We start from the raw sequence: 19,969 nt of genomic DNA on the forward strand, positions 1-19,969 counted from the left end.
CCATTCACACGCAGGAGACAAAACCATGAGCGACATCAAGAACAACGACACAAGCCCCGAATCCAAATCCGAGGCCACGGCCACTTCGCGCCGAACGCTGCTCAAGCACTCCAGCCTGGCGCTGGTGGGCGCGGGCCTGTACGGCGCGGCGCCCTTCATGGGCCCCTGGAAACACAACCACGCCTGGGCGCAGAGCGGCCAGAAGAAGCCGCTGACCATTGGCCTGACCATGGACGCCTCGGGCCTGTACGCGGCCTCGGGCGCCGAGGAGCGGCTGGGCGCCATGATGGCGATCAAGGAGTTCAACGACAAGGGCGGCGTGCTGGGCCGGCGCATCGAGGCCATCCACATCGACACCGAGACCACGCCGGCCACCGGCTCGCGTGTGGCCGAGCGCATGATCACGCGCAACGAGGCGGCCTTCCTGATAGGCGCGGTGCACTCGGGCGTGTCCAACGCCATCTCGCAGGTGGCGCAGAAATACGGCACGGTGTTCCTCAACACCAACTCCAGCAGCCCGACTGAGGCCGGCAAGGACTGCCACCGCACCAAGTTCGTCTGGGACGGCAATGGCACCAATTTTTCCAATGCGATCGTCAAGAACGCCATCAAGGCCAGCGGCAAGAACTGGGTGCTGCTGACCAACGACTATGTGTGGGGCCACACCACCTCCAAGGCAACGCGCGCCATCGTGGAGGCCAACGGCGGCAAGATCGTGGAAGAGTTGCTGGTGCCGCAGAACACGCGCGACTTCTCGTCCTACCTGCTCAAGCTGCAGCAGCTCAAGCCCAATGTGGTGGCCACGGCCGTGGGCGGCGATGACATCAAGGCGCTGCGCCAGCAGGTGGTGCAGCTCAAGATGAACCAGACCATGGCCTGGATCAACAACCAGCAGGACTGGCCCGATGTCTACGGCCTGGGCCCGGAGGCCATCTTCGGCGTCTTCGGCACCACCTGGTACTGGCGCCTGAACCTGCCCGGCGTGAAGGAATTCGTCGCGGCCTACCAGAAGCAGTTCCCGGGCATGGCCATCCGCGTGCCGGGCAATGTGTACCACAACGGCTACATGGCCACGCGCGAACTGCTGCGCTGCGTGGAAGAGGCCGGCACCACCAACAACATCGCGGTCATCAAGAAGCTCGAGGGCCGCAAGATGAGCGCCGCCGACCGCCTGCAGCACTACGACGCCTGGATGGACCCGGTCACCCACCAGTGCCAGCAGACGATTTACATGGCCAGCTACAACGACCAGCCGGCCGAGAAGGACGATATCTTCAAGATCCTCACCCAGGCCGATCCCAAGGACGTGATGGACAAGGATTCCTCGGGTGCCTGCAAGCTCGAGAGCTACGACGCGACGCCCAGCTACGAAGCCTGACCGGCCCTTGATCCTCAAAGACTGACAAAGACCGACATGGATTTCCTGCTCCGGCTTATTCCGCACCTCGTCAACGGCATCTCGCTGGGCCTGCTGTTCGCGCTCATCGCGCTGGGCTTCATGCTGATCGTGGGGGTGATGGAGACCATCAACCTCGCGCACGGCTCGTTGTTCGCGCTGGGCATGTACTTCGCGCTGTTTTTGATCGCGCCGCAATTGGGCATGTTTCCCAACCTGCAGGCCTGGTACATGACGCTACCACTGGGAACGCGTTACGGCGTGGCGCTTGTTTTTGCGCCGATTTTTGTCGGTATCTTCGGCATGCTGCTGGAGCTGTGCATGCGGCGTACCTACGGCCGCGACCCGCTGTACGGCCTGCTGCTGACCTTCGGCGCCGCCCTGGTGATTGAAGAGGGCATTCGCCTGGTGTGGGGCTCGTCGGAAAAGCAGCTGATGCTGCCGGAGGTGATTTCCGGCGCTTTCCTGATGGGGGACCTGGTCTACTCAAAGTACCGCTTCTTCGCCAGCGGCTTTGCCGTCCTGATGATTGTGCTGCTCTGGGTGTTTTTGCAGAAGACGCCCTACGGCGCCATCATCAAGGCCGGCGCGCATGACAGCGAAATGGTGCGCGCCCTGGGCATCAACCTTTCGCGCCTGCGCCTCTTCGTCTTCGGCCTGGGCGTGGCGCTGGCCGCCATCGCGGGCGTGGTCATGGCGCCGATCTGGGGCATACGCCCGCATGTGGGCGTGGACGCGGTGGTGCCGGCCTTCCTGATCATTGTGCTGGGCGGCGTCGGTTCGTTGTGGGGCGCGGTGATTGCCGGGCTCATGGTCGGAATGGTGGTGGGTCTCACGGGCTCCTATGCATCCGAGTGGTCGCTGATGTCTATGTACCTGTTGTTCATCGCCGTCGTGACTTTCCGTTCGAGGGGTTTGTTTGGCAAGAAGAGCGTCCTCGATGCTTGATCACCCGTCTTTACGGAAGGCTATTTGAATGAAACCGCTTCAAGACAAAGTCGCGCTGGTCACGGGCGCGGCCGGCACCATGGGCCTGGCCGTCGTCAAGGCCTTGCTCGAAGACGGCTGCAAGGTCGCGATGGTCGATGTGAGCCATGAGCGCAACCGCGCGCTGGCCGATGAACTGGGCTCGCGTGCCTTGTCGTTCTCGTTTGACATCAGCGATGCCGCCGCCGTGAGCGACGGCCATGCGCTCATCGTCAAGGCCTTGGGGCCGGTCGACATCCTGGTCAACAACGCGGGCATCCTCTCCAACAACAAGGTCGAAGCCACCGAAGCCGGCGAGTGGCGGCGCGTGCTGGGCGCCAACCTGGACGGCGCGTTTTACCTCGCGCAGCAGGTGGTGCCGGCAATGAAGGCGCGGCGCTTCGGCCGCATCGTCAACACCAGTTCCCTGGCGGCCAAGACCGGGGGGCTGACGGCGGGCACGGCGTACTCGGTGTCCAAGGGCGCGATGAGTTCGCTGACCTTTTCACTGGCACGCGAGCTTGCGCCCTTCGGCGTCACGGCCAACGCTGTCGCGCCGGCCTACGTCAAAACCCCCATGATCACCGAACAGCTCAATGAGGAGCAGCGCCAGAAGCTGCTCAAGGACATCCCGGTCGGCCGCTTCTGCGAGCCTGAGGAGTTCGCCCACGTGGTGCGCTTCCTGGCCTCGCCGCTGTCGGGCTTCATCACGGGCGAGATCATCGACCTCAACGGTGGCCTTTTGATGGACTGAGGAAAACCCTTTCGCCGCCGCCCCGCTTTGCGCCTCACAATTTGCCATCCATGAGCATCACACCTCAAATTGATTTCAGCGCCGCGCTGACAGGCCTGTTCGACCTGCGCGGCAAAACCGCTTACGTACCCGGCGGCTACGGTGGCATTGGCGAGGCGATTGCCTGGGGCCTGGCGATGGCTGGGGCGCGCGTGGCGGTGTCGGGCCGCGACGAGGCCAAGGCGCAGGCCGTGGCCTCGGCCTTGCAGGCGGCGGGACATGAAGCCATGGGCCTGGCCATGGACGCGCATTCGGTGCCGCAGATGCAGGCCTCCGTCGACGCGGTGGCAGCGCGGTGGGGCGGCCTCGACATCCTGGTGAACTGCGTCGGCATGCAGCGCGAGCAGGCCTTGCTCGAGGTCACCGAAGAAGCTTTTGACGAAGTGCTGCAGGTCAACCTCAAGGCCGCGATGTTTCTGGCGCAGGCGGCAGCCAAACACCAGATCGCAGGCGGCAAGGGCGGCGCGCAGGTGCATTTGCTCTCGGTGCGCGCGCAGCTTGGTTTACGCGGCCGTGGCTACTCGGCCTACAGCAGCAGCAAGGGCGGCCTGGTCATGCTGATACGCCAGCATGCGAGTGAGCTTGCGCCGCATGGCATCACGGTGAACGGCATTGCGCCCACGGTGGTGCAGACCGAGATGGCGCGCCACTGGCTGGAAAATCCCGAGACGCGAAAACAGGTGCTGGAACGTATCCCGCTGGGCCGCGTGGCTGACCCCCAGGACGTGGCCGGTGCGGCGGTGTTTTTTGCAGCACCTGCATCCCGGTTCGTCACGGGGCAAGTCCTGTACCTCGACGGCGGAATTACCGCGTCCCAGTAACCCCGCCCGCTAGTGCCGCGACGGCATGCTGCACGCCGCCGCTGCCGATCGGAATACCCTGCACCCTCAGGGCGGCTTCCACACCGGCAAGGCAGCCGAGGATCATCGCCGGATTCATGTCACCCAGGTGGCCTATGCGAAAGCTGCGGCCTGCCAGCGGCCCCAGGCCGCCCGCGATGGCGACCTGGAACTGCTCGCGCGCGACTGAGCGCAAGGCTTCGGGGTCAATGCCGGCGGCCACGGACACCGTGGTGACGGAGACCGAGCGCGCCGCCGGCTCGCGCACAAACAGGCTGAGCGCGCCGCCTTCGCTCCAGGCCTCGACGGCGGCATGCACCGCGCCGGCGATCATGCGGTGGCGGGCGATGACTTGCTCAACGCCCTCGTGAAAAATCAGGCCCAGCGCGGCCTCAAGACCGAACAGCAGGCTTTGCGGCGGCGTGCCGCAGAACTTGCGGTAGCTGAGCGGGCTTTGCCGACGCGCCCAGTCCCAGTAGAAGCGCGGTGAGGGGTTGGCGGCCGCTACTTTCATCGCGGCGGCGTCCGCGGCCACAAAGGCCAGCCCGGGCGGCACCATCAGGCCTTTTTGCGAAGCGCCCAGCACGACGTTGGCGCCCAGCGCATCCATGGCAAAGGGCGCCGCGCCGAGCGAGGCGACCACGTCCACCACCAGCAGCGCAGGGTGGGCCGCGGCGTCCAGCGCCTGCCGGATCCTGGCGAGGTCGCTGGTCATGCCGCTGGCGGTGTCGGTGTGCACCACAAATACGGCCACGATGGCATGCGCGGTGTCGGCGCGCAAGGCGGCTTCGATGGCCGGCACGTCGATCGGGTAGCCTTCGCGCCAGGGTGTGCGCCAGACTTTCGCGCCCATGGCCTCGGCCTGCACGGCCCAGGATTCGGAGAAATGCCCGGTGCCCGCGATCAGCACCTGCTGGCCCGGCGCGAGCAGGTTGGCGATCACGGCCTCCCAGGCGCCGTGGCCGTTGCAGGCATACATGAAGACGTCGGCCGCGGCGGTTTGCAGCAGCGCCTTGAGCCCGGTCTCGCAGGCCTGGATCACACGATCGAGCCGCGGGTCGGCCAGGTCCATGGGCTGGCGCCGCATCGCGTCCATGACCTCGTCGGGCACCCGCGTGGGGCCGGGTGAGTGGAGGAATCGGTGGCCGGGGATGCGTGGGTGGGGCGTCATGCGGAAAAATTATGCGCCTGACGGCTTGCGGTTGACGAGCACGATGCCGGCCGCCACGGTGGCCAGCGCCACCAGCAGGCCGGTGGTGACGCTTTCTTTCAGCCACAGCGCGCCGAACAGCAGCGCGAACAGCGGCGTGAAAAACACAAACACCGAAATTTTGGTGGCCGGGTAGCGGCCCAGCATCCACATCCAGGCCAGGTAGCTGGCAAAGGCGCCTATCACCGTCTGCAGCAGCAGGGAGGTGATGGCGAAGGGGCTGAAGTGCCACGACCACTGTTCGCCCAGGTAGAGCGACAGGAAGGGGAACACGGCAGCGCTCACGGCCAGCTGGTAGAACAGCAGCTTTTCAGCGGAGATGCTGACGAGTTTGGTGGCGCGTATCACCACCGTGGTCAGGCCCCACAGCATGCCGGCGGCCAGCGCCAGCAGGTCGCCGCGCGCTGTCGAGGCGTGGTCGCCCGTAAAGCCTTCGCGCAGCGCGAACACCACGGCGGCAAACGCGCACAGCAGGCCCACCCATTGCAGGCCGCGCAGCCGTTCGGACTTGACCCACAGCGGCACCAGCGCCGCGACCCAGAAGGGCGAGGTGTACAGAAACACCGTGAGGCGCGAGGCGCTGGTGTACTGCAGGCCCACATAGATGCAGGCGAACTCCGCGCCGAACAGGGCGCCCGCCAGCAGGCCGGCTTTGAGTGAGCCGTCGCGGCTGAACAGCGGAATCTTGCGCCACAGGCACCAGAGCCACAGCAGGACGGTGGCGCCGACGAGGCGCAGCGAGGCCTGGAACATGGGCGGGATCTCGCTGATCGTGGCCTTGATCAGGACCTGCTGCAGGCCCCAGAACAGGCAGCAGCCCAGCAGCAGGGACATGGCGAGGGTGTCGAGATGCGTCTTGCGTGTCATCGGTGAAGGACCTGGAAACTCGGGGTGTGGATGCCTTGAAGTGATCGAGCGCCGCTGGCCCCCACCCCTGCCCTCCCCCAGTGGGGGAGGGAGCAAGAGCTGGTGAGTGACGCAACAGGAATTCGATTCATCAGGTCATTCCGTTTATTGCTCCTTCCCCCACTGGGGGAAGGTTGGGATGGGGGCTCTGCGAAAGGGACGCGGCCAAGGCCAGCGCCTCTGCGCTCGCTACAGCGGGTGCTCTGTATAAAACTTGCCGCCGTGGAACAGCAGCGGCGAGGCGCCCGCACGGTGGCCGCAGCGTTCGACCTCGCCCACGAAAATCACGTGGTCGCCTTCTTCATAGCGGCTGCGATTGAAGCATTCGAAGTGGGCGGCCGCGCCGTCCAGCAGCGGCGCGCCGCTGGCGCCTTCGGTGTGGGCCACGCCGTCCCAGCGGTCGGCGCGCCCGCTGGCAAAGCGTTCGGCCAGCGCTTTCTGGTCGGCCGCGAGGATGTTGATCGCATAGTGTGAGCCGGTGCTGAGCGCGGCCATGGAGCCCGCCGCGCGCGCCAGGCTCCAGAGCACCAGCGGCGGTTGCAGCGACACCGAGTTGAAGGAATTGGCGGTCAGGCCCACCAGCACGCCGGCCGGCGTGCGGGCGGTGACGATGGTGACCCCGGTGGCGAACATCGCCAGCGACGCCCGGAATTCTCGCTGCGAAAAACTGGGGCTGCTCGCTTGGCGAGGGGTGGCGGGAGTCGGCATAGAAGGCTAATTTAACTGATGCCGGCGAGGCCTGTTTGCGCCAGGGTCTAGGCGGCCGGGCTGCGCAGGCCGCGGCGGCGCCGGTTAAACTCGCGGGCATGCCGTTTCGCCGCCTTGCCCTTTGCCTGTTTGCTACTTATTTCATAGCATGTGGTGCCCAAGCTGCTTCGCCTTGCGTTGAATACGCGGCCAGACTCCCGAACGTCAAGCGCGAACTCTGCGAAGCGGCGCAACTGCAGCCCTCGGGCGCGCGCTCGGTCAACGGGCAGGCACTCTGGGTGCGCGACATCAAGCCGGACAACGCCAGCCTGCGCGTGCTGGTGGTGGGCGCCATCCACGGCGACGAGCTGTCCTCGGGCGCGGTGGCCCTGCACTGGATCAGGCTGGCCGCGCAACCGCCGCAGGACGCGCCCCAGGTGGTCCACTGGCGCTTTGTGCCGGTGCTCAATCCCGACGGCGTGCTCTCCAGGCCGCCGCGCCGCGTCAACGCGCATGGCGTGGACCTGAACCGCAATTTCCCGACCCCCAACTGGGAACGCGACGCCAGGGTCTACTGGGAAAAACGCACGGGCAAAGACCCGCGCCGCTGGCCCGGCCCCAAGCCGCTGTCCGAACCCGAATCGCGTTTTCTGCACGAGCAGATGCAAAGCTTCAAGCCCCAGCTCATCGTCAGCATCCATGCGCCTTACGGCGTGCTTGACTTCGACGGCCCCTCGGTGCCGCCCTCGCGCCTGGGGCGGCTGTACCTGGACCAGGTCGGCATCTTCCCGGGCTCGCTGGGCAACTACGGCGGCATCCACAAAGGCGTGCCGGTCGTGACCATAGAGCTGCCCAACTCCACGCGCACCCCGCTGGACGCCGAGATGCGCCAGATGTGGCTGGACCTGCTGCGCTGGATGAGCGAACGGGGGGTGGGGCAGAGCGCGGAACACACGCCGCGCGTGCCTTAGAGCGGCTCTTGATCCTCGAAAAAGGTTTCTAGCGCAGCATGCTGGACATGGCCGACAGGCTGTTGACCATGCGCACTGCAGCCTCCACTGTCGGCGCATCAAAGCCGACTTCGTCCCCGTCCAGCCGGCGCAGGGCCGGCCATTGGCAAAACAGGTCGGCCAGCGCCGGAGACTGGGTCTGGATGCGTACCGCGACAGGGCCTTTCAGCACATAAGGGCGGGCTGATCCGTACTGCGCCAAGGCCGTGGCAACGCCGGCGCGTATGGCGCCGCAGGCCTGGGCCGGGGACAGGCTGATGCCGCTGGTCTGGCCGCTTGCCCGCTTGGTTTGCACAAAGACGGCATGCGGAAACAGCGGGCGGTGCTCCTCGATGAACACATCGTCGCCGCTGGCCATCACCACCGGCACGCCGTACTCGCCGGCCAGCGCGCCGTAAATCCCGGCTTCGCCCAGCTCGATGCCGTTGAAGTACACGCGGGCAAAGGCAAAGCTGTTGATGGTGTGCGCCAGAATGCCGCGGCCTTGCGCGCGCGAGTGGTAGCCGATCATGCAGACGGCGTCCACGCCGTCGTCGACGCCGGCCATCATGCTCAGGTAGCGCGGCTTGCCCATGACGGCCTGGGCGCGCGCATCCAGCAGCTCGGGCGGCATGTTGCGAAAACTACCGTGTGAATCGTTGACCAGCACCTCGGTGGCGCCCGCGTCGAAGGCGCCGGCGATGGCGGCGTTGGCCTCGTGCGTCATCAGCAGGCGGGCGCGTTCGTACTCGGGATTGCCGGCGCGCACCTGCTCGTGGTGAAAGACGCCGGCAACGCCTTCGATGTCGGTGGAGATCAGGACTTTCATGGGGAATCCGGTGAAGGTGAAGAGGGCGAAAGTGGAGAGAGGGATGAAGAGGGCCCGCCGGGCAGCAAGTCGGCCAGCGCGTTGCGCCGGTGGCCGTCGCGGCCGGTGACGGCGCGGGCCAGCCACAAAGCATGGAGGATGGCCTGCTCGGTGCTGTCGGCAACCGCCTGGAACAGCGGGTCGATCAAGCCGTCGTGCAGCATGGCCACGGCCGGCATGGGCCTGGCGGTTTGCTGGGGCACGGTGTAGGCGGTCGAAAACGCCAGGGCGATGTCGCCGCTGCCGTGGCCGAATACCGAGCCGGTGCGGGCCAGCCCGGCGCCGGCGCGCAATGCCAGCCGGCGCAGCTGGCGCGCGTCAAGGGGGGCATCGGTAGCAATCAGCAGGATGATGGAGCCTTTTTCGGGCTCTGCCGTTTGTGCCTGATGTGCCACCAGCCGGGCGCCAAGGACCTGGCCCGCCAGGACCAGTTGCGGCAGCTGGCCGTAGTTGGCCAGCACCAGGGCGCCGACAGTGTGCTCGCCGCCTCCCGGGGCCGGCACGCGGCGCGAGGCCGTGCCTACGCCGCCTTTGAGCCCGAAGCTCGACATGCCGCGGCCCGCGCCGACCGAACCTTCCTCGACGTCCACGCCGGCCCGCCCGCAGGCCTGTAGGTAGTGCTGCTCCGTGACGGCCATGTGCTGGATGTCGTTGAGAAAGCCGTCGTTGCACTCAAACACCAGCGGGTTGACCGTGGACAGGCCGCGCCCTGTTTCGGGATTGGCGGCGACGCACTGCCGGATCTGCGCGGTGGCCACGGCGGCGACCGAAAAGGTATTGGTGAGCGCAATCGGCGTTTCCAGCACACCGAGCTCATCGACCTGAAGCAGGCCCACGCTCTTGCCGAAGCCGTTGAGCACGACGGCCGCGGCCGGCACCCGGTCGCGGAACAGGTCGCCGGCATGGGGGCGCACAACGGTCACGCCGGTTTGCACCTCGTTCGCGTCCAGCGTGCAATGGCCCACGGTCACGCCGGCGACGTCGGTGATGGCGTTGCGCCGCCCGTGCGGCAGGCTGCCGATGTGGGGCAGCAGGTGGCGCGGTGTCACGAAACCTTGCCCCGCTTACTGGCGGTCGATCTTGGGGTCCAGCGCATCGCGCAGGCCGTCGCCCAGCAGGTTGAACGCCAGCACGGTCAGGAAGATGGCCAGGCTGGGAAACAGCGCGATGTGCGGCGCATTGAGCATGTCGGCGCGCGCCTCATTGAGCATGGCGCCCCATTCCGGCGTGGGCGGCTGCGCGCCCAGGCCGAGGAAGGAAAGGCTGGCGGCGGTGATGATGGAGGTGCCTATGCGCATGGTCAGGTACACCACCACCGACGACACCGTGCCCGGCAGCAAATGCCGCAGCATGATGACCGAGTCGGGCGCGCCTATGGAGCGCACCGCCTCGATGTAGGTCTGGTGCTTCAGCGACAGCACATTGCCGCGCACCAGGCGCGCAAACGCCGGCACGCTGAAGACGGCCACGGCCATGATCACGTTGATCATGCCGTTGCCCAGGATCGCGACGATGCCGATGGCCAGCAAGATGCCGGGAAAGGCGAACAGCACGTCGGACATGCGCATGACGATGCGGTCCCACCAGCCTTCATAGTAGCCCGCCAGCAGTCCCAGCAGCGTGCCGATCACGGCGCCCACGGCCACCGAGACCAGGCCCGCGGCCAGGGAGATGCGCGCACCCATCAGGATGCGGCTGAAGATGTCGCGCCCCAGCGCGTCCACGCCGAACCAGTGTTTGGCCGAGGGCGGCGTGTTCAGGGCGTCGTAGTCGAAGAAGTTCTCGGCGTCGAAAGGGCTCAGCCAGGGCGCGAGCACCGCGACGAGCACCAGCAGCAGCACAAAACCACCGGCGACGAGGGCCACGCGCTGCTTCTTGAATTTCCGCCAGAACTCGGCGGCGGGTGTGCGCACGGCGAGGGCCGCGGGCGGCCCGTCCGCGGCGGCGGTACTTGGGGTTTCGGTGGTGTTCACTTGAAACGGATGGTCGGGTTGATGATGGCGTAGAGCATGTCCACCACCAGGTTGATCAGGATGAATTCGAGCGAGAACAGCAGCACCAGCGCCTGGATCACGGGGTAGTCCCGCATCTCCACCGCGTCGACCAGCAGCCGGCCCATGCCGGGCCAGTTGAACACGACCTCGACGACGATGGAGCCGCCCAGCAGGAAGCCGAACTGCAGGCCCATCATGGTGACGACCGGGATCAGCGCGTTGCGCAGCGCGTGCTTCACGACCACCACGGTTTCGGACAGGCCCTTGGCGCGCGCCGTGCGCACGTAGTCTTCCTTGAGGATGTCGATGAAGGAGCTGCGCGTGAAGCGCGCCATCACGGCCGCCACACCCGCGCCCAGCGTGAGGGACGGCAGGATGTAGTGCCGCCACGAATCGGCCCCGACGGTGGGCAGCCAGCCCAGTTGCACCGAAAAGAACTGCATCAGCAGCATGCCCAGCGCGAACGAGGGAAAGGAGATGCCCGAGACCGCCAGCGACATGCCCAGCCGGTCGGGCCAGCGGTTGCGCCACACCGCCGACACCATGCCCAGCACCAGCCCCAGCAGCACCGACCAGCCCATGGCCGCGATGGTGAGCCAGAAGGTGGGGGCAAAGCGCTCCGAGATCTCCGTGGCCACGGGCCGCTTGGTGCGGATGGACAGGCCGAAGTCACCCTGCAGCGCATGGCTGAAAAAGCGCACGAACTGCTGCGGTATCGGCAGGTCCAGTCCCAGGTCGCGGCGCACCAGCTCCACGGTTTCAGGTCCCGCGTCGGGCCCGGCGGCCAGGCGCGCCGGATCGCCGGGCAGCAGGTGCACGAACAGGAACACCAGCACGGCCACGATCAGCAGCGTCGGCAGCAGGCCCAGCAGGCGCTTGAGAAGGTAGTAGGTCATGCGGTGAGCGCGTTTTTGTCAGGAGGCTGTTGCGGACGGGATTACTTGAGTTCGACTTCGTCGAAGTTGAAGCTGCCGTCGGGGATCACGTAGAAGCCGGCCAGGTTGCGCGCACGCACCGAGAGCAGCCGTTCGGTCACCAGGAAGGCCCAGGGCGCGTCTTTCCAGATACGCTGCTGGGCATCGGTGTACAGCTTGGCCTTCTCCGCGCCGCTGGTGGTGACCAGCGCCTTGGCGATGTCGGCGTCCACTTCGGGGTTCTTGTAGTAGGCGGTGTTGAACATCTTGGGCGGCAGGGACTCGGAGGCCAGCAGGGGACGCAGGGCCCAGTCGGCTTCACCGGTGGACGAGGACCAGCCCACGTAGTACATGCGCACCGGAGCCGTGGCGGGGTCCTGCGCGCTTTCCACGCGCTCCACACGCTGGCCGGCTTCCAGCGCCTGCACCTGCACCTTGATGCCGACCTGGGCCAGCTGCTGCTGCACGAACTGGATCACCTTCTGCGCGGTGGTGTAGTTGTAGGCCGACCACAGGGTGCTTTCAAAACCGTTGGGATAACCGGCTTCCTTCAGCAGCTCGCGCGCCTTGGCCGGGTTGTAGGGCCAGGGGCCCAGCTTGGCGGCGTATTCCACACCGTGGGGCACCACGCCTTCGGCGGGAATCGCGTAGCCCGAGAAGGCCACCTTGACCAGCGCCTCCTTGTTGATCGCGTAGTTGATGGCTTCACGCACCTTCGGGTTGTCGAAGGGCTTTTGCTGCGTGTTCATCGAGAGGTAGCGATGGATGATGGACGGTGCGCTCGTCACCTCCAGGCTCGGCTTCTTCGACAGGCTGTCCACCGTTTCGGGCGGCATAGGGAAAGCGAAGTGCGCTTCGTTGGTCTGCATCATGGCCGCGCGCGTGTTGTTATCCACCACGGGGCGCCAGGTGATGCTGTCGACCTTGGGGTAGCCTTTCTTCCAGTAGCCGTCCCACTTGGCGACCTTGAGGTAGTCGGTGGCCTTCCACTCGACGAACTTGAAGGGACCCGTGCCCACGGGGTTCTGCGCGATGCCCTTGCTGCCGTACTTGGCCAGTGCCGTGGGCGAGATCATCACGCCCGAGGGGTGGGCCAGTGTGTTGATGAAAGGCGAGAAGGGCTCCTTGAGCGTCACGCGCGCGGTGGTGGCGTCCATCGCTTCGGTCTTGGCGATGTTCTTGTAGAGGTTGTAGCGCTTGAGCTTGTTCTCGGGGTTGGTGACGCGGTCGAAATTGGCTTTCACGGCCTCGGCGTTGAAAGGCGTGCCGTCATGGAACTTGATGCCGGACTTCAGCTTGAAGGTGTAGACCAGGCCGTCTTTGCTGACGGTGTGGCTCTCGGCCAGCACCGGCACCATCTTCATGTCCTTGTCGAAACCGTACAGGCCCTGGTAGAAGGATTTGGCCATGGCCTGCGACAGCGTGTCGTTGGCGTCATACGGATCGGTGCTGGTGAAATTGGACTGGACGGCAACGACCACGTCTTTGGCGGCATGGGCCGGCGCGGCGGCAAGGCATGCCAGGCCGATCAGGCCGGCCAGTGCGGCGGTGAGGGGGGAGAGACGGTTCTTCATGAAAAAACTCCTTGAGGCGAAACGAGGGGCAAACACGGGAGACAAAAAGACAATGCGAAAGGCGGGGTGGTGGTCAATGAGGGTGGTCAATAAGGGCCTCCCACCGAATGCCGCGCGACAAAATGCCCCGGCGCCACCTGGTGCAGCGGCGCCACTTGCGGGGCGTCGCCCATGGCGCGTATGGGGCTGGGAATCTCGTCGGCCATGAGTTCGCGCACGCCGCCGCGGCGGGCCGGGTCGGCCACCGGCACGGCCGCCAGCAGGCGCCGGGTGTAGGCGTGCTGCGGGTTCTCGAACACGGCGCGGCGCGGGCCGATTTCCACGATCTGGCCCAGGTACATCACGGCCACGCGGTGGCTGATGCGCTCGACCACCGCCATGTCGTGCGAGATGAACAGGAAGGCGACGCCGAATTCCTGCTGCAGGTCCAGCATCAGGTTGATGATCTGCGCGCGGATCGACACGTCCAGCGCCGACACCGCCTCGTCGGCGATCACCACCTTGGGGTTGAGCGCCAGTGCCCGCGCGATCGCCACGCGCTGGCGTTGCCCGCCGGAGAATTCGTGCGGGTAGCGATGGGCCGCTTCGGCCGGCAAGCCCACCTTGCCCAGCAGCCAGCGCACGCGTTCCTGCGCCTCCTCGGGCGAGGCGAGCTTGTGGATCAGCATGGGTTCCATGACCGAGTAGCCCACCGTCAGCCGCGGATCGAGCGAGGCAAAGGGGTCCTGGAACACGAACTGGATATCGCGGCGCAAGGCCTGCAGGGCCCGACCCTTGAGCGCCGAGATGTCGCGCCCCGCGACCTCGACCTGCCCGCTGTTGAATTCCAGCAGCCGGGCCAGCGAACGGCCCGTGGTGGATTTTCCGCAACCTGATTCGCCGACCAGCGACAAGGTTTCACCGGCCTTGAGCTCGAAGCTGAGCTGCTCCACCGCATACACCTGCCGTTGCGCGCGCCCGAACAGGCCGCCCGCCAGCGGAAAGCGCGTGACCAGGTCCTGCACCTTGAGGACTGGCGGCAGGTCGTGGCGCACGGTGTCTGCGGCGCTGAGGGGTTGGCCGCCTTCGCCATCTTTGCCCTGCGGCGCGCCCGGCACTGCAAAGCGCGCCGGCAGGTCCTGCCCGTGCATGGCCCCGAGCCGGGGCACCGCCGCCAGCAAGGCCTGGGTGTAAGGCTGCTGCGGCCTGGCGAAGAGGCTGGCACAGTCGCCTTCTTCCACCTTGTCGCCGCGATACATCACCAGCACGCGGTCGGCAATTTCGGCCACCACGCCCATGTCGTGGGTGATGAAGATCACCGCCATGGCCAGTTCGCGCTGCAACTGCTGGATCAGCGCGAGGATCTGCGCCTGGATGGTCACGTCAAGTGCCGTGGTGGGTTCGTCGGCGATCAGCAGCGTGGGCTTGCAGGCCAGCGCCATCGCGATCACCACACGCTGGCGCATGCCACCCGACAGCTGGTGCGGATGGCGTCCCAGCACGTTCCTGGCTTCCGGAATGCGGACCAGGTCGAGCATGCGCAGCGCTTCGGCCAGCGCCGCCTTGCGCGAAAGCCCCTGGTGCAGGCGTATCGATTCGGCGATCTGCTCGCCCACGGTGAACACCGGGTTGAGCGAGGTCATGGGCTCCTGGAACACCATGGCGAGGTCGGCCCCGCGCAGGCTGCGCATCTGCGATTGCGAAGCGCGCGCCAGGTCCAGGCGCTCGCCGTTGCGGCGCGTCAGCCACATGCTGCCGCTGCCCAGGCGTCCGCCGCCTTGCTCCACCAGGCGCATGAGGGCCAGCGAGGACACCGATTTGCCGGAGCCGGATTCGCCCACGATGGCGAGCGTCTCCCCGGCGTCGACGTGAAAGCCGAGATTGCGCACCGCGTGCACGGTGCGCTGCTCATTGGCAAAACTCACACTGAGGTCCTGGACCTCGATGACGCGCTGGCGGTCTGGCAAGGAGCTCATGCGGCGCATCCGTCGGTGTCTTTGGCTTCGTCGGCGTAAATCGCGCTCACCGGCGCCTCGCCCACGCGGGCCCAGCCGCGGTACATGCCCTCGGTGTTGAAAGGAAGGCTCAGGTTGCCCTGCGCATCGACGGCGATCAGGCCGCCGCGGCCGCCGATGGCGGGCAGTACTTTCATGACCACTTCCCGGGCGGCCGCATCCAGCGACATGCCGGCGTAGGCCATGCGCGCGCAGATGTCGTAGGCTGCCGCGGTGCGTATGAACATTTCGCCGGTGCCGGTGCAGGAAATCGCGGCGGTGCGGTTGTCGGCATAGGTGCCGGCGCCTATCAGGGGCGTGTCGCCGACCCGGCCGGCGCGCTTGTTGGTCATGCCGCCCGTGGAGGTGGCTGCGGCCAGGTTGCCTTGCGCATCAAGGGCGACGGCGCCCACGGTGCCGAATTTGCGGCCTTCGTCCAGGGGCGGCGCGCCGGCCGCGCCTGAGCGGAACACCAGGGCCGCGCCGTCGTGGTCCAGCACGGCAGCGTCGGTCGCGAGTGCGCGCCGCAGCTGCTCGCGGCGGGCCTCGGTCGAAAAATAATCGGGCGAAACCATTTCCAGTCCCTGCTCTTCAGCGAAGGCCTCAGCGCCGGCGGCCACCAGCAGCACATGCTCGCTGTGTTCCATCACGGCACGCGCCGCGCGCACCGGGCGGCGCACACGGTTCACGCAGGCCACCGCGCCGGCGCGCAGGGTCGCGCCGTCCATCACGGCGGCGTCGAGCTCATGGGTTTCGTCGTGGGTGAAGACGGCGCCGTGCCCGGCGTTGAAGAGCGGGCAGTCCTCGAGCAGCTCCACCGCCAGGCTGACCGCATCCAGTGCGCTGCCGCCATCGGCCAGCAGCAGCTGCGCGGGCCGCAGGATGGCCTGCAGGGCGGCATGGTAGGCCGCGTTTTGCTCAGCGCTGATGTGGCTGCGGCTCATGGTGCCGGCGCCGCCGTGGATGGCGATAAGGGGGAGAGGCTGGGGCCGTGTCACTTGGAAACCTTTGGCAATTTGGGTGGGGTACGGGCTTTGCGGGAAGGCGGTGCTGCGCTGTCCGCATCGGCGCGCAGCCGGCCGGCGTGGTTGCCGTGCAACCAGGGCAGCACCGACTCGGCGAGTTGTGTCGCCGCCATGAGCGAGCCTTTGCCGCTGTGGGCGACGGCGCTGCACAAGGCTTCGATCAGGGCCAGCACGGTGGCTTCGGAGTTCGCGAAATACTGGCTTTCGGTATGGGCATACAGCGCGACGGTGGCCAGGGGCGCCAGCGGCGATGTCACGCGGTCGGTCAGCGCCAGCACCGGCACGCCGGCATCGCGCGCGCGGCGCGCCAGCAGGATGGTGTCGCCGAAATAGCGCGGGTAAGCGATGGCGATCAGCAGGTCTTCGGGCTTGAGGCGGGACAGCACGCGCGCGCCGTACGAAGAGCTTTCCACGCTGGCCAGCAGCTGGACGTTGTCGCAGTAAGGGTCCAGCGAGCGCTGCAGCAGCCCACCCAGCCAGCTGCTGCTGCCAAAGCCGGCGATGTAGATGCGCCGTGCCTTCAGGATCGCCGCCACCGCCTGCTCGCAGCTCTGGGCGTCCAGCGATTGGCGTGTCAGTTCGATGTTGCGTTGGGTTTGCGCCAGGGCGGACGCAAACACGTCGGCCACCGTGGCGGAATGCTCCAGCTTGTTGCGCAGCTTCTCGACCGGGGCCAGCGTGGCTTCGAAGCCCAGCACCAGCGCGGCGCGGAACTGCGGGTAGCCGTCAAATTCCAGCGCCCGGGCGAAGCGGTTGGCGGTGGCCACGGAAACCCCCAGCGTGGCGGCCAGTTCGTCGATGGGCATGGTGGCCGCCTGCAAGGGGTGGGCCAGCACATAGTCGGCCATCTGCCGGTGGGAGCGCGTCAGCGTCGGCAGCAAGCGCCCAATGCGCTGTGCCATCGAAGGATTGCCGGGGAATGTCGCCATCAGGTCGGAGCTGAATTAAATGTATATAAATTTACAAACTAATTCATCATAGCGAAATATTTGATCATTTCCAATCGAATTCAGGGCGGCAACGCATTTGCGGTTTCGGTTTCTGTAGTGGGCTGAGGGTGCCCGCCGTCCGGCGGGGCAGGGATGCGTCAGGACCCGAGCTTTTTATAGGTGCGGTCCATCTCCACGCTTTTGCTGGTGTCCTTGACGCCGCGCTTCAGGTCGCGCCCCGCCTGCTCGACGACGGGATTCGGTTTGGCATTCGTCATGTCCACCGCCTGGTCACGCTCGTGCGGCAGTTCCAGGCTGGACTCGACGGCGCCGTCCTTCAGGGTGTCCTGCTCGCCGGGGCGCGAGCGTTGTGCGCGCGGATCCTTCGCCGGCATGCCTTTGCTGGAGGCCGGTTGTGGACTGCTGTTCGAGGGCGTGTTTTTAGGGGTCATGGGACGACTCTGAGCGTCCTGCCGCGCCGGCCTTGTCAGCCCGGAAAATCATGGCCTGTAGGAGAAGGCCACTTGAAACAGCTTCGCCGAGGCCTTCAGGACGCCAGAAAGCTCGCGGCCTGCGCCACAGCCGCCGCGTCGGCCTTGACCGCATCGGGCGGGCCGCCCTTGCCCCACAGTTCACCGCCGTAGTTCATGGCCATGAACTGCGCGCACAGCCGGATTGAATCGACCATGGGCTGGGCCTTGGCGCGGTCGCCGCTGGTGGTGACCAGCCACAGCGTCTTTTTCGCCATTTCTTCCTTGAAGGGCAGGCCGGGCACGCGCATCCAGGCGCTCCAGTGGTCCAGGTAGATCTTCAGCGGCGCGGGGATGCTGTACCAGTAGACCGGGGCCACGAACACGATGTCGGTCGCTGCCAGCGTCGCGTCCAGCAGGGTTTTCATGTCGCCTTCGGGCATGGGGTACTGGCCTGTGGTGTGGCGCTGGTCCACAAACAGCGGCATTTGCAGGGAGGGCAAATGCTGCCAGGTCTGGGGTGTGCCGGCCGGCAAGGCCGCGGCGGCCTGTTGCGCAAGCCATTCGGTGTTGCCCAGCGCGCCGGGTTCGCGCGTGGAGGTGGTCAGGAAAAGGAATTGGGGCTTGGCATTCATGGCGGCCATGGTAGCGGCAGCCGCGGGCCCTTGCCTGCGCGGGGTCTGGGCCCGCGTGCCAGAATAAAGCCCCGTTTCACCTGGGCCGCCCCGCCATGATCCGTATTCGCGACATCGACCACATCGTCCTGCGGGTCTCGGACCTGATGGGAATGTTGCAGTTTTACCAGCAGGTGCTGGGCTGCAGCCTGGAGCGCCGGCAGGATGCGATCGGCCTGGTGCAACTGCGCGCCGGGCGTTCGCTGGTGGACCTGGTGCCGGTGGACGGAACCCTGGGCCGGGCCGGCGGCGCGGCGCCTGGCAAGGAAGGCCACAACGTCGACCATGTCTGCTTTCGCGTGGAGCCCTTCGACGCCGGGGCCATACGCCGCCACCTGGCGGCCCACGGCGTGGAGGCGGGCCCGGTGGAGTCGCGCTACGGCGCCGAGGGCGAGGGGCCTTCGATCTACCTCAAGGACCCCGAAGGCAATACCGTGGAATTGAAGGGCCCGCCCTGGCCCGCGGGCGGCGCCCAAGCCTAAAAGCGTGCCCAGCCCTGCCAGGCCGTGAAGGCCGCGCAGACGATCAGCACGGCGCCCACCCCCCGCGCCATCACCACGCTGGCGGCCGGCCGGTCGGCCAGCCACTGGCGCGCGCCGGCGGCGGCCAATGCAAGCGAGCCGTAAATACCGGTCTGGGTCAAAGCGATGATGAGTCCCAGCGCCACCGCCTGTATCCACAGCGAGCCGTATTCCAGTCGCAGGAACTGCGGAAAAATCGCCAGCATGAACAAATAGGCCTTGGGATTGAGTAAACAGGTCAGCGCGGCCTGCCGGAAGGTGCGCCACGGCGGGGTTTGCGCCAGCGAGGGCAGGCTGCCGAATACCGAGGTGCTGCGCGTGAGCGACCAGCCTATCCAGGCGATGTAGAGGCTTCCCGCAACGAGCATCACATTGACCATGCCGGGCACCACCCGCAGCACAAGGCCCAGCCCCAGTGCGCCGGCCACCACGTGGCAGACACCGCCGGCCACGATGCCGCCGACCGCGAAGAGGCCGGCGCGGCGCCCGCCGGTCAGCGAGCTGGCCATGACAAAGGCCATGTCCATGCCGGGCAGGATGATGATGCCCAGCACCATCAGGAAAAACAGCCAGAGGTGGGCGAACTGGTCCATGGTCTTAGCGCAGCGCGGAATAGGCGGGCCGGGCCAGTTCCATCACCCAGTTGGTTTCCCAGTGGCGGCCGCTGTCCTCGGAAAAAGCCTGCTCCCAGCGTGCGCTGACGGGCGTGATGCCGGACCAGGTAAAACGCACGCGCACCGGCCGGCCCTCGTGCATGTCGCTGCCCTCGAAGCGGCCTGTGCCGTCTTCGGCAAACGCCCCCACCACGGGCGGCTGCATCAGGCCGTCGCTGTGGCTGACCCAATAAATGCTCCAGAGCCGCGTCTGCGGGCTGAAAAAACGCAGCGCCATGCCTATGGTCCGGTTGCCCTCGGCGACCAGGTCGTTCATATTGCCCAGCCCGCCCAGCAGCAGTGCGCCGTCCTGCACGGCCTCGAAACGCTCCCAGTCGGTGCAGCCCGCCAGGCGCTTTTTGAGCCGCTTGTTGCTGACCAGCCAGCGCCCGGTGATGAAGTTGAAGTCGTGCCGCCCGTCGCTGAGCTGCGGCAGGTCCAGGGGTTTGGTCAGGGTGCTGTTCATGGTGTGGATCAAGCGCTTGTGGTGCCCCGTGATGATGCGTGGAGGGTGCTGGGTGGCTGTGGAAAAACCCAGTCTATGGATGTAATAGGGCTATTTCGGCCCTAATAAAGCGCTAGACTTTT

At 66.5% G+C, this 19,969-nt stretch carries 21 protein-coding genes; 6 read left to right on the top strand and 15 right to left on the bottom strand.

Annotated features, from left to right (window positions below; genetic code table 11):
- The first annotated feature begins 25 nt into the window (after nt 1-25).
- From AC1D1F_RS11500 to AC1D1F_RS11515, 4 genes are read left to right on the top strand one after another with little or no spacing between them, the layout of a single operon-like run.
- Nucleotides 26-1,378 (top strand): ABC transporter substrate-binding protein, encoded by a 1,353-nt coding sequence (locus AC1D1F_RS11500; protein WP_477675201.1) that lies wholly within the window; start codon nt 26-28, stop codon nt 1,376-1,378.
- Nucleotides 1,379-1,414: 36 nt separating this feature from the next.
- Nucleotides 1,415-2,344: a branched-chain amino acid ABC transporter permease gene (locus tag AC1D1F_RS11505; RefSeq protein ID WP_477675202.1), complete on the top strand. Its 930-nt coding sequence runs from the start codon at nt 1,415-1,417 to the stop codon at nt 2,342-2,344.
- Nucleotides 2,345-2,372: 28 nt separating this feature from the next.
- Nucleotides 2,373-3,116: an SDR family NAD(P)-dependent oxidoreductase gene (locus tag AC1D1F_RS11510; protein WP_477675203.1), complete on the top strand. Its 744-nt coding sequence runs from the start codon at nt 2,373-2,375 to the stop codon at nt 3,114-3,116.
- A gap of 50 nt (nt 3,117-3,166) precedes the next feature.
- A complete protein-coding gene (locus tag AC1D1F_RS11515; RefSeq protein WP_477675204.1) occupies nt 3,167-3,976 on the top strand; it encodes an SDR family NAD(P)-dependent oxidoreductase in 810 nt (269 codons plus the stop codon).
- Here the strand turns inward: AC1D1F_RS11515 and AC1D1F_RS11520 are convergent.
- The 3 genes from AC1D1F_RS11520 to AC1D1F_RS11530 all read right to left on the bottom strand — a co-directional run bounded on the left by AC1D1F_RS11520 (nt 3,960) and on the right by AC1D1F_RS11530 (nt 6,818).
- Nucleotides 3,960-5,165, bottom strand: a complete 1,206-nt coding sequence (locus AC1D1F_RS11520) for a pyridoxal-phosphate-dependent aminotransferase family protein (protein WP_477696123.1) — start codon at nt 5,163-5,165, stop codon at nt 3,960-3,962. The genes AC1D1F_RS11515 and AC1D1F_RS11520 overlap by 17 nt on opposite strands.
- Nucleotides 5,166-5,174: 9 nt before the next feature.
- Nucleotides 5,175-6,071 (bottom strand): DMT family transporter, encoded by an 897-nt coding sequence (locus AC1D1F_RS11525; protein ID WP_477676320.1) that lies wholly within the window; start codon nt 6,069-6,071, stop codon nt 5,175-5,177.
- Nucleotides 6,072-6,299: 228 nt separating this feature from the next.
- A complete protein-coding gene (locus tag AC1D1F_RS11530) occupies nt 6,300-6,818 on the bottom strand; it encodes a flavin reductase family protein (protein ID WP_477676319.1) in 519 nt (172 codons plus the stop codon).
- A gap of 98 nt (nt 6,819-6,916) precedes the next feature.
- Between AC1D1F_RS11530 and AC1D1F_RS11535 the strand changes: the two genes are divergently transcribed.
- Nucleotides 6,917-7,768: a M14 family zinc carboxypeptidase gene (locus tag AC1D1F_RS11535; RefSeq protein ID WP_477676318.1), complete on the top strand. Its 852-nt coding sequence runs from the start codon at nt 6,917-6,919 to the stop codon at nt 7,766-7,768.
- Nucleotides 7,769-7,796: 28 nt separating this feature from the next.
- Here AC1D1F_RS11535 and AC1D1F_RS11540 read toward each other — a convergent pair whose 3' ends face one another.
- The 10 genes from AC1D1F_RS11540 to AC1D1F_RS11585 form a co-directional block, all read right to left on the bottom strand.
- Nucleotides 7,797-8,615: a M55 family metallopeptidase gene (locus tag AC1D1F_RS11540; RefSeq protein ID WP_477676317.1), complete on the bottom strand. Its 819-nt coding sequence runs from the start codon at nt 8,613-8,615 to the stop codon at nt 7,797-7,799.
- Nucleotides 8,612-9,703: a DmpA family aminopeptidase gene (locus tag AC1D1F_RS11545; protein WP_477696122.1), complete on the bottom strand. Its 1,092-nt coding sequence runs from the start codon at nt 9,701-9,703 to the stop codon at nt 8,612-8,614. The genes AC1D1F_RS11540 and AC1D1F_RS11545 overlap by 4 nt, the downstream gene beginning before the upstream one ends.
- A 15-nt stretch (nt 9,704-9,718) precedes the next feature.
- Nucleotides 9,719-10,627 (bottom strand): glutathione ABC transporter permease GsiD, encoded by a 909-nt coding sequence (gene gsiD / locus AC1D1F_RS11550; RefSeq protein ID WP_477676315.1) that lies wholly within the window; start codon nt 10,625-10,627, stop codon nt 9,719-9,721.
- The gene (gene gsiC, locus AC1D1F_RS11555) at nt 10,624-11,544 is read right to left on the bottom strand and encodes a glutathione ABC transporter permease GsiC (RefSeq protein ID WP_477654438.1); all 921 of its coding nucleotides are present in this window, start codon (nt 11,542-11,544) and stop codon (nt 10,624-10,626) included. Before gsiC ends, gsiD begins: the two co-directional genes overlap by 4 nt.
- Nucleotides 11,545-11,585: 41 nt before the next feature.
- Nucleotides 11,586-13,136 (bottom strand): glutathione ABC transporter substrate-binding protein GsiB, encoded by a 1,551-nt coding sequence (gsiB, locus tag AC1D1F_RS11560; RefSeq protein WP_477676314.1) that lies wholly within the window; start codon nt 13,134-13,136, stop codon nt 11,586-11,588.
- An 86-nt stretch (nt 13,137-13,222) separates the two neighbouring features.
- The gene (locus AC1D1F_RS11565; protein ID WP_477676313.1) at nt 13,223-15,091 is read right to left on the bottom strand and encodes a dipeptide ABC transporter ATP-binding protein; all 1,869 of its coding nucleotides are present in this window, start codon (nt 15,089-15,091) and stop codon (nt 13,223-13,225) included.
- Nucleotides 15,088-16,053 (bottom strand): isoaspartyl peptidase/L-asparaginase family protein, encoded by a 966-nt coding sequence (locus AC1D1F_RS11570; RefSeq protein WP_477676322.1) that lies wholly within the window; start codon nt 16,051-16,053, stop codon nt 15,088-15,090. Before AC1D1F_RS11570 ends, AC1D1F_RS11565 begins: the two co-directional genes overlap by 4 nt.
- 50 nt (nt 16,054-16,103) lie before the next feature.
- Nucleotides 16,104-17,063 (bottom strand): MurR/RpiR family transcriptional regulator, encoded by a 960-nt coding sequence (locus tag AC1D1F_RS11575; protein ID WP_477676312.1) that lies wholly within the window; start codon nt 17,061-17,063, stop codon nt 16,104-16,106.
- A gap of 158 nt (nt 17,064-17,221) precedes the next feature.
- A complete protein-coding gene (locus AC1D1F_RS11580) occupies nt 17,222-17,515 on the bottom strand; it encodes a hypothetical protein (protein WP_477676311.1) in 294 nt (97 codons plus the stop codon).
- Nucleotides 17,516-17,610: 95 nt separating this feature from the next.
- Complete coding sequence (locus tag AC1D1F_RS11585) at nt 17,611-18,177, bottom strand: flavodoxin family protein (protein WP_477676310.1); 567 nt, start codon at nt 18,175-18,177, stop codon at nt 17,611-17,613.
- Nucleotides 18,178-18,263: 86 nt separating this feature from the next.
- Here AC1D1F_RS11585 and AC1D1F_RS11590 point away from each other — a divergent pair, with 86 nt between their 5' ends.
- Nucleotides 18,264-18,689: a VOC family protein gene (locus AC1D1F_RS11590; protein ID WP_477676309.1), complete on the top strand. Its 426-nt coding sequence runs from the start codon at nt 18,264-18,266 to the stop codon at nt 18,687-18,689.
- Here AC1D1F_RS11590 and AC1D1F_RS11595 read toward each other — a convergent pair.
- Together AC1D1F_RS11595 and AC1D1F_RS11600 are read right to left on the bottom strand one after the other, a co-directional pair.
- Nucleotides 18,686-19,321, bottom strand: a complete 636-nt coding sequence (locus AC1D1F_RS11595) for a LysE family translocator (protein WP_477676308.1) — start codon at nt 19,319-19,321, stop codon at nt 18,686-18,688. The genes AC1D1F_RS11590 and AC1D1F_RS11595 overlap by 4 nt on opposite strands.
- 4 nt (nt 19,322-19,325) lie before the next feature.
- Nucleotides 19,326-19,847: a hypothetical protein gene (locus AC1D1F_RS11600; protein ID WP_477676307.1), complete on the bottom strand. Its 522-nt coding sequence runs from the start codon at nt 19,845-19,847 to the stop codon at nt 19,326-19,328.
- Between the last annotated feature and the right edge of the window lie 122 nt (nt 19,848-19,969).

The organism is Polaromonas sp. P1_H6 (assembly GCF_056405195.1).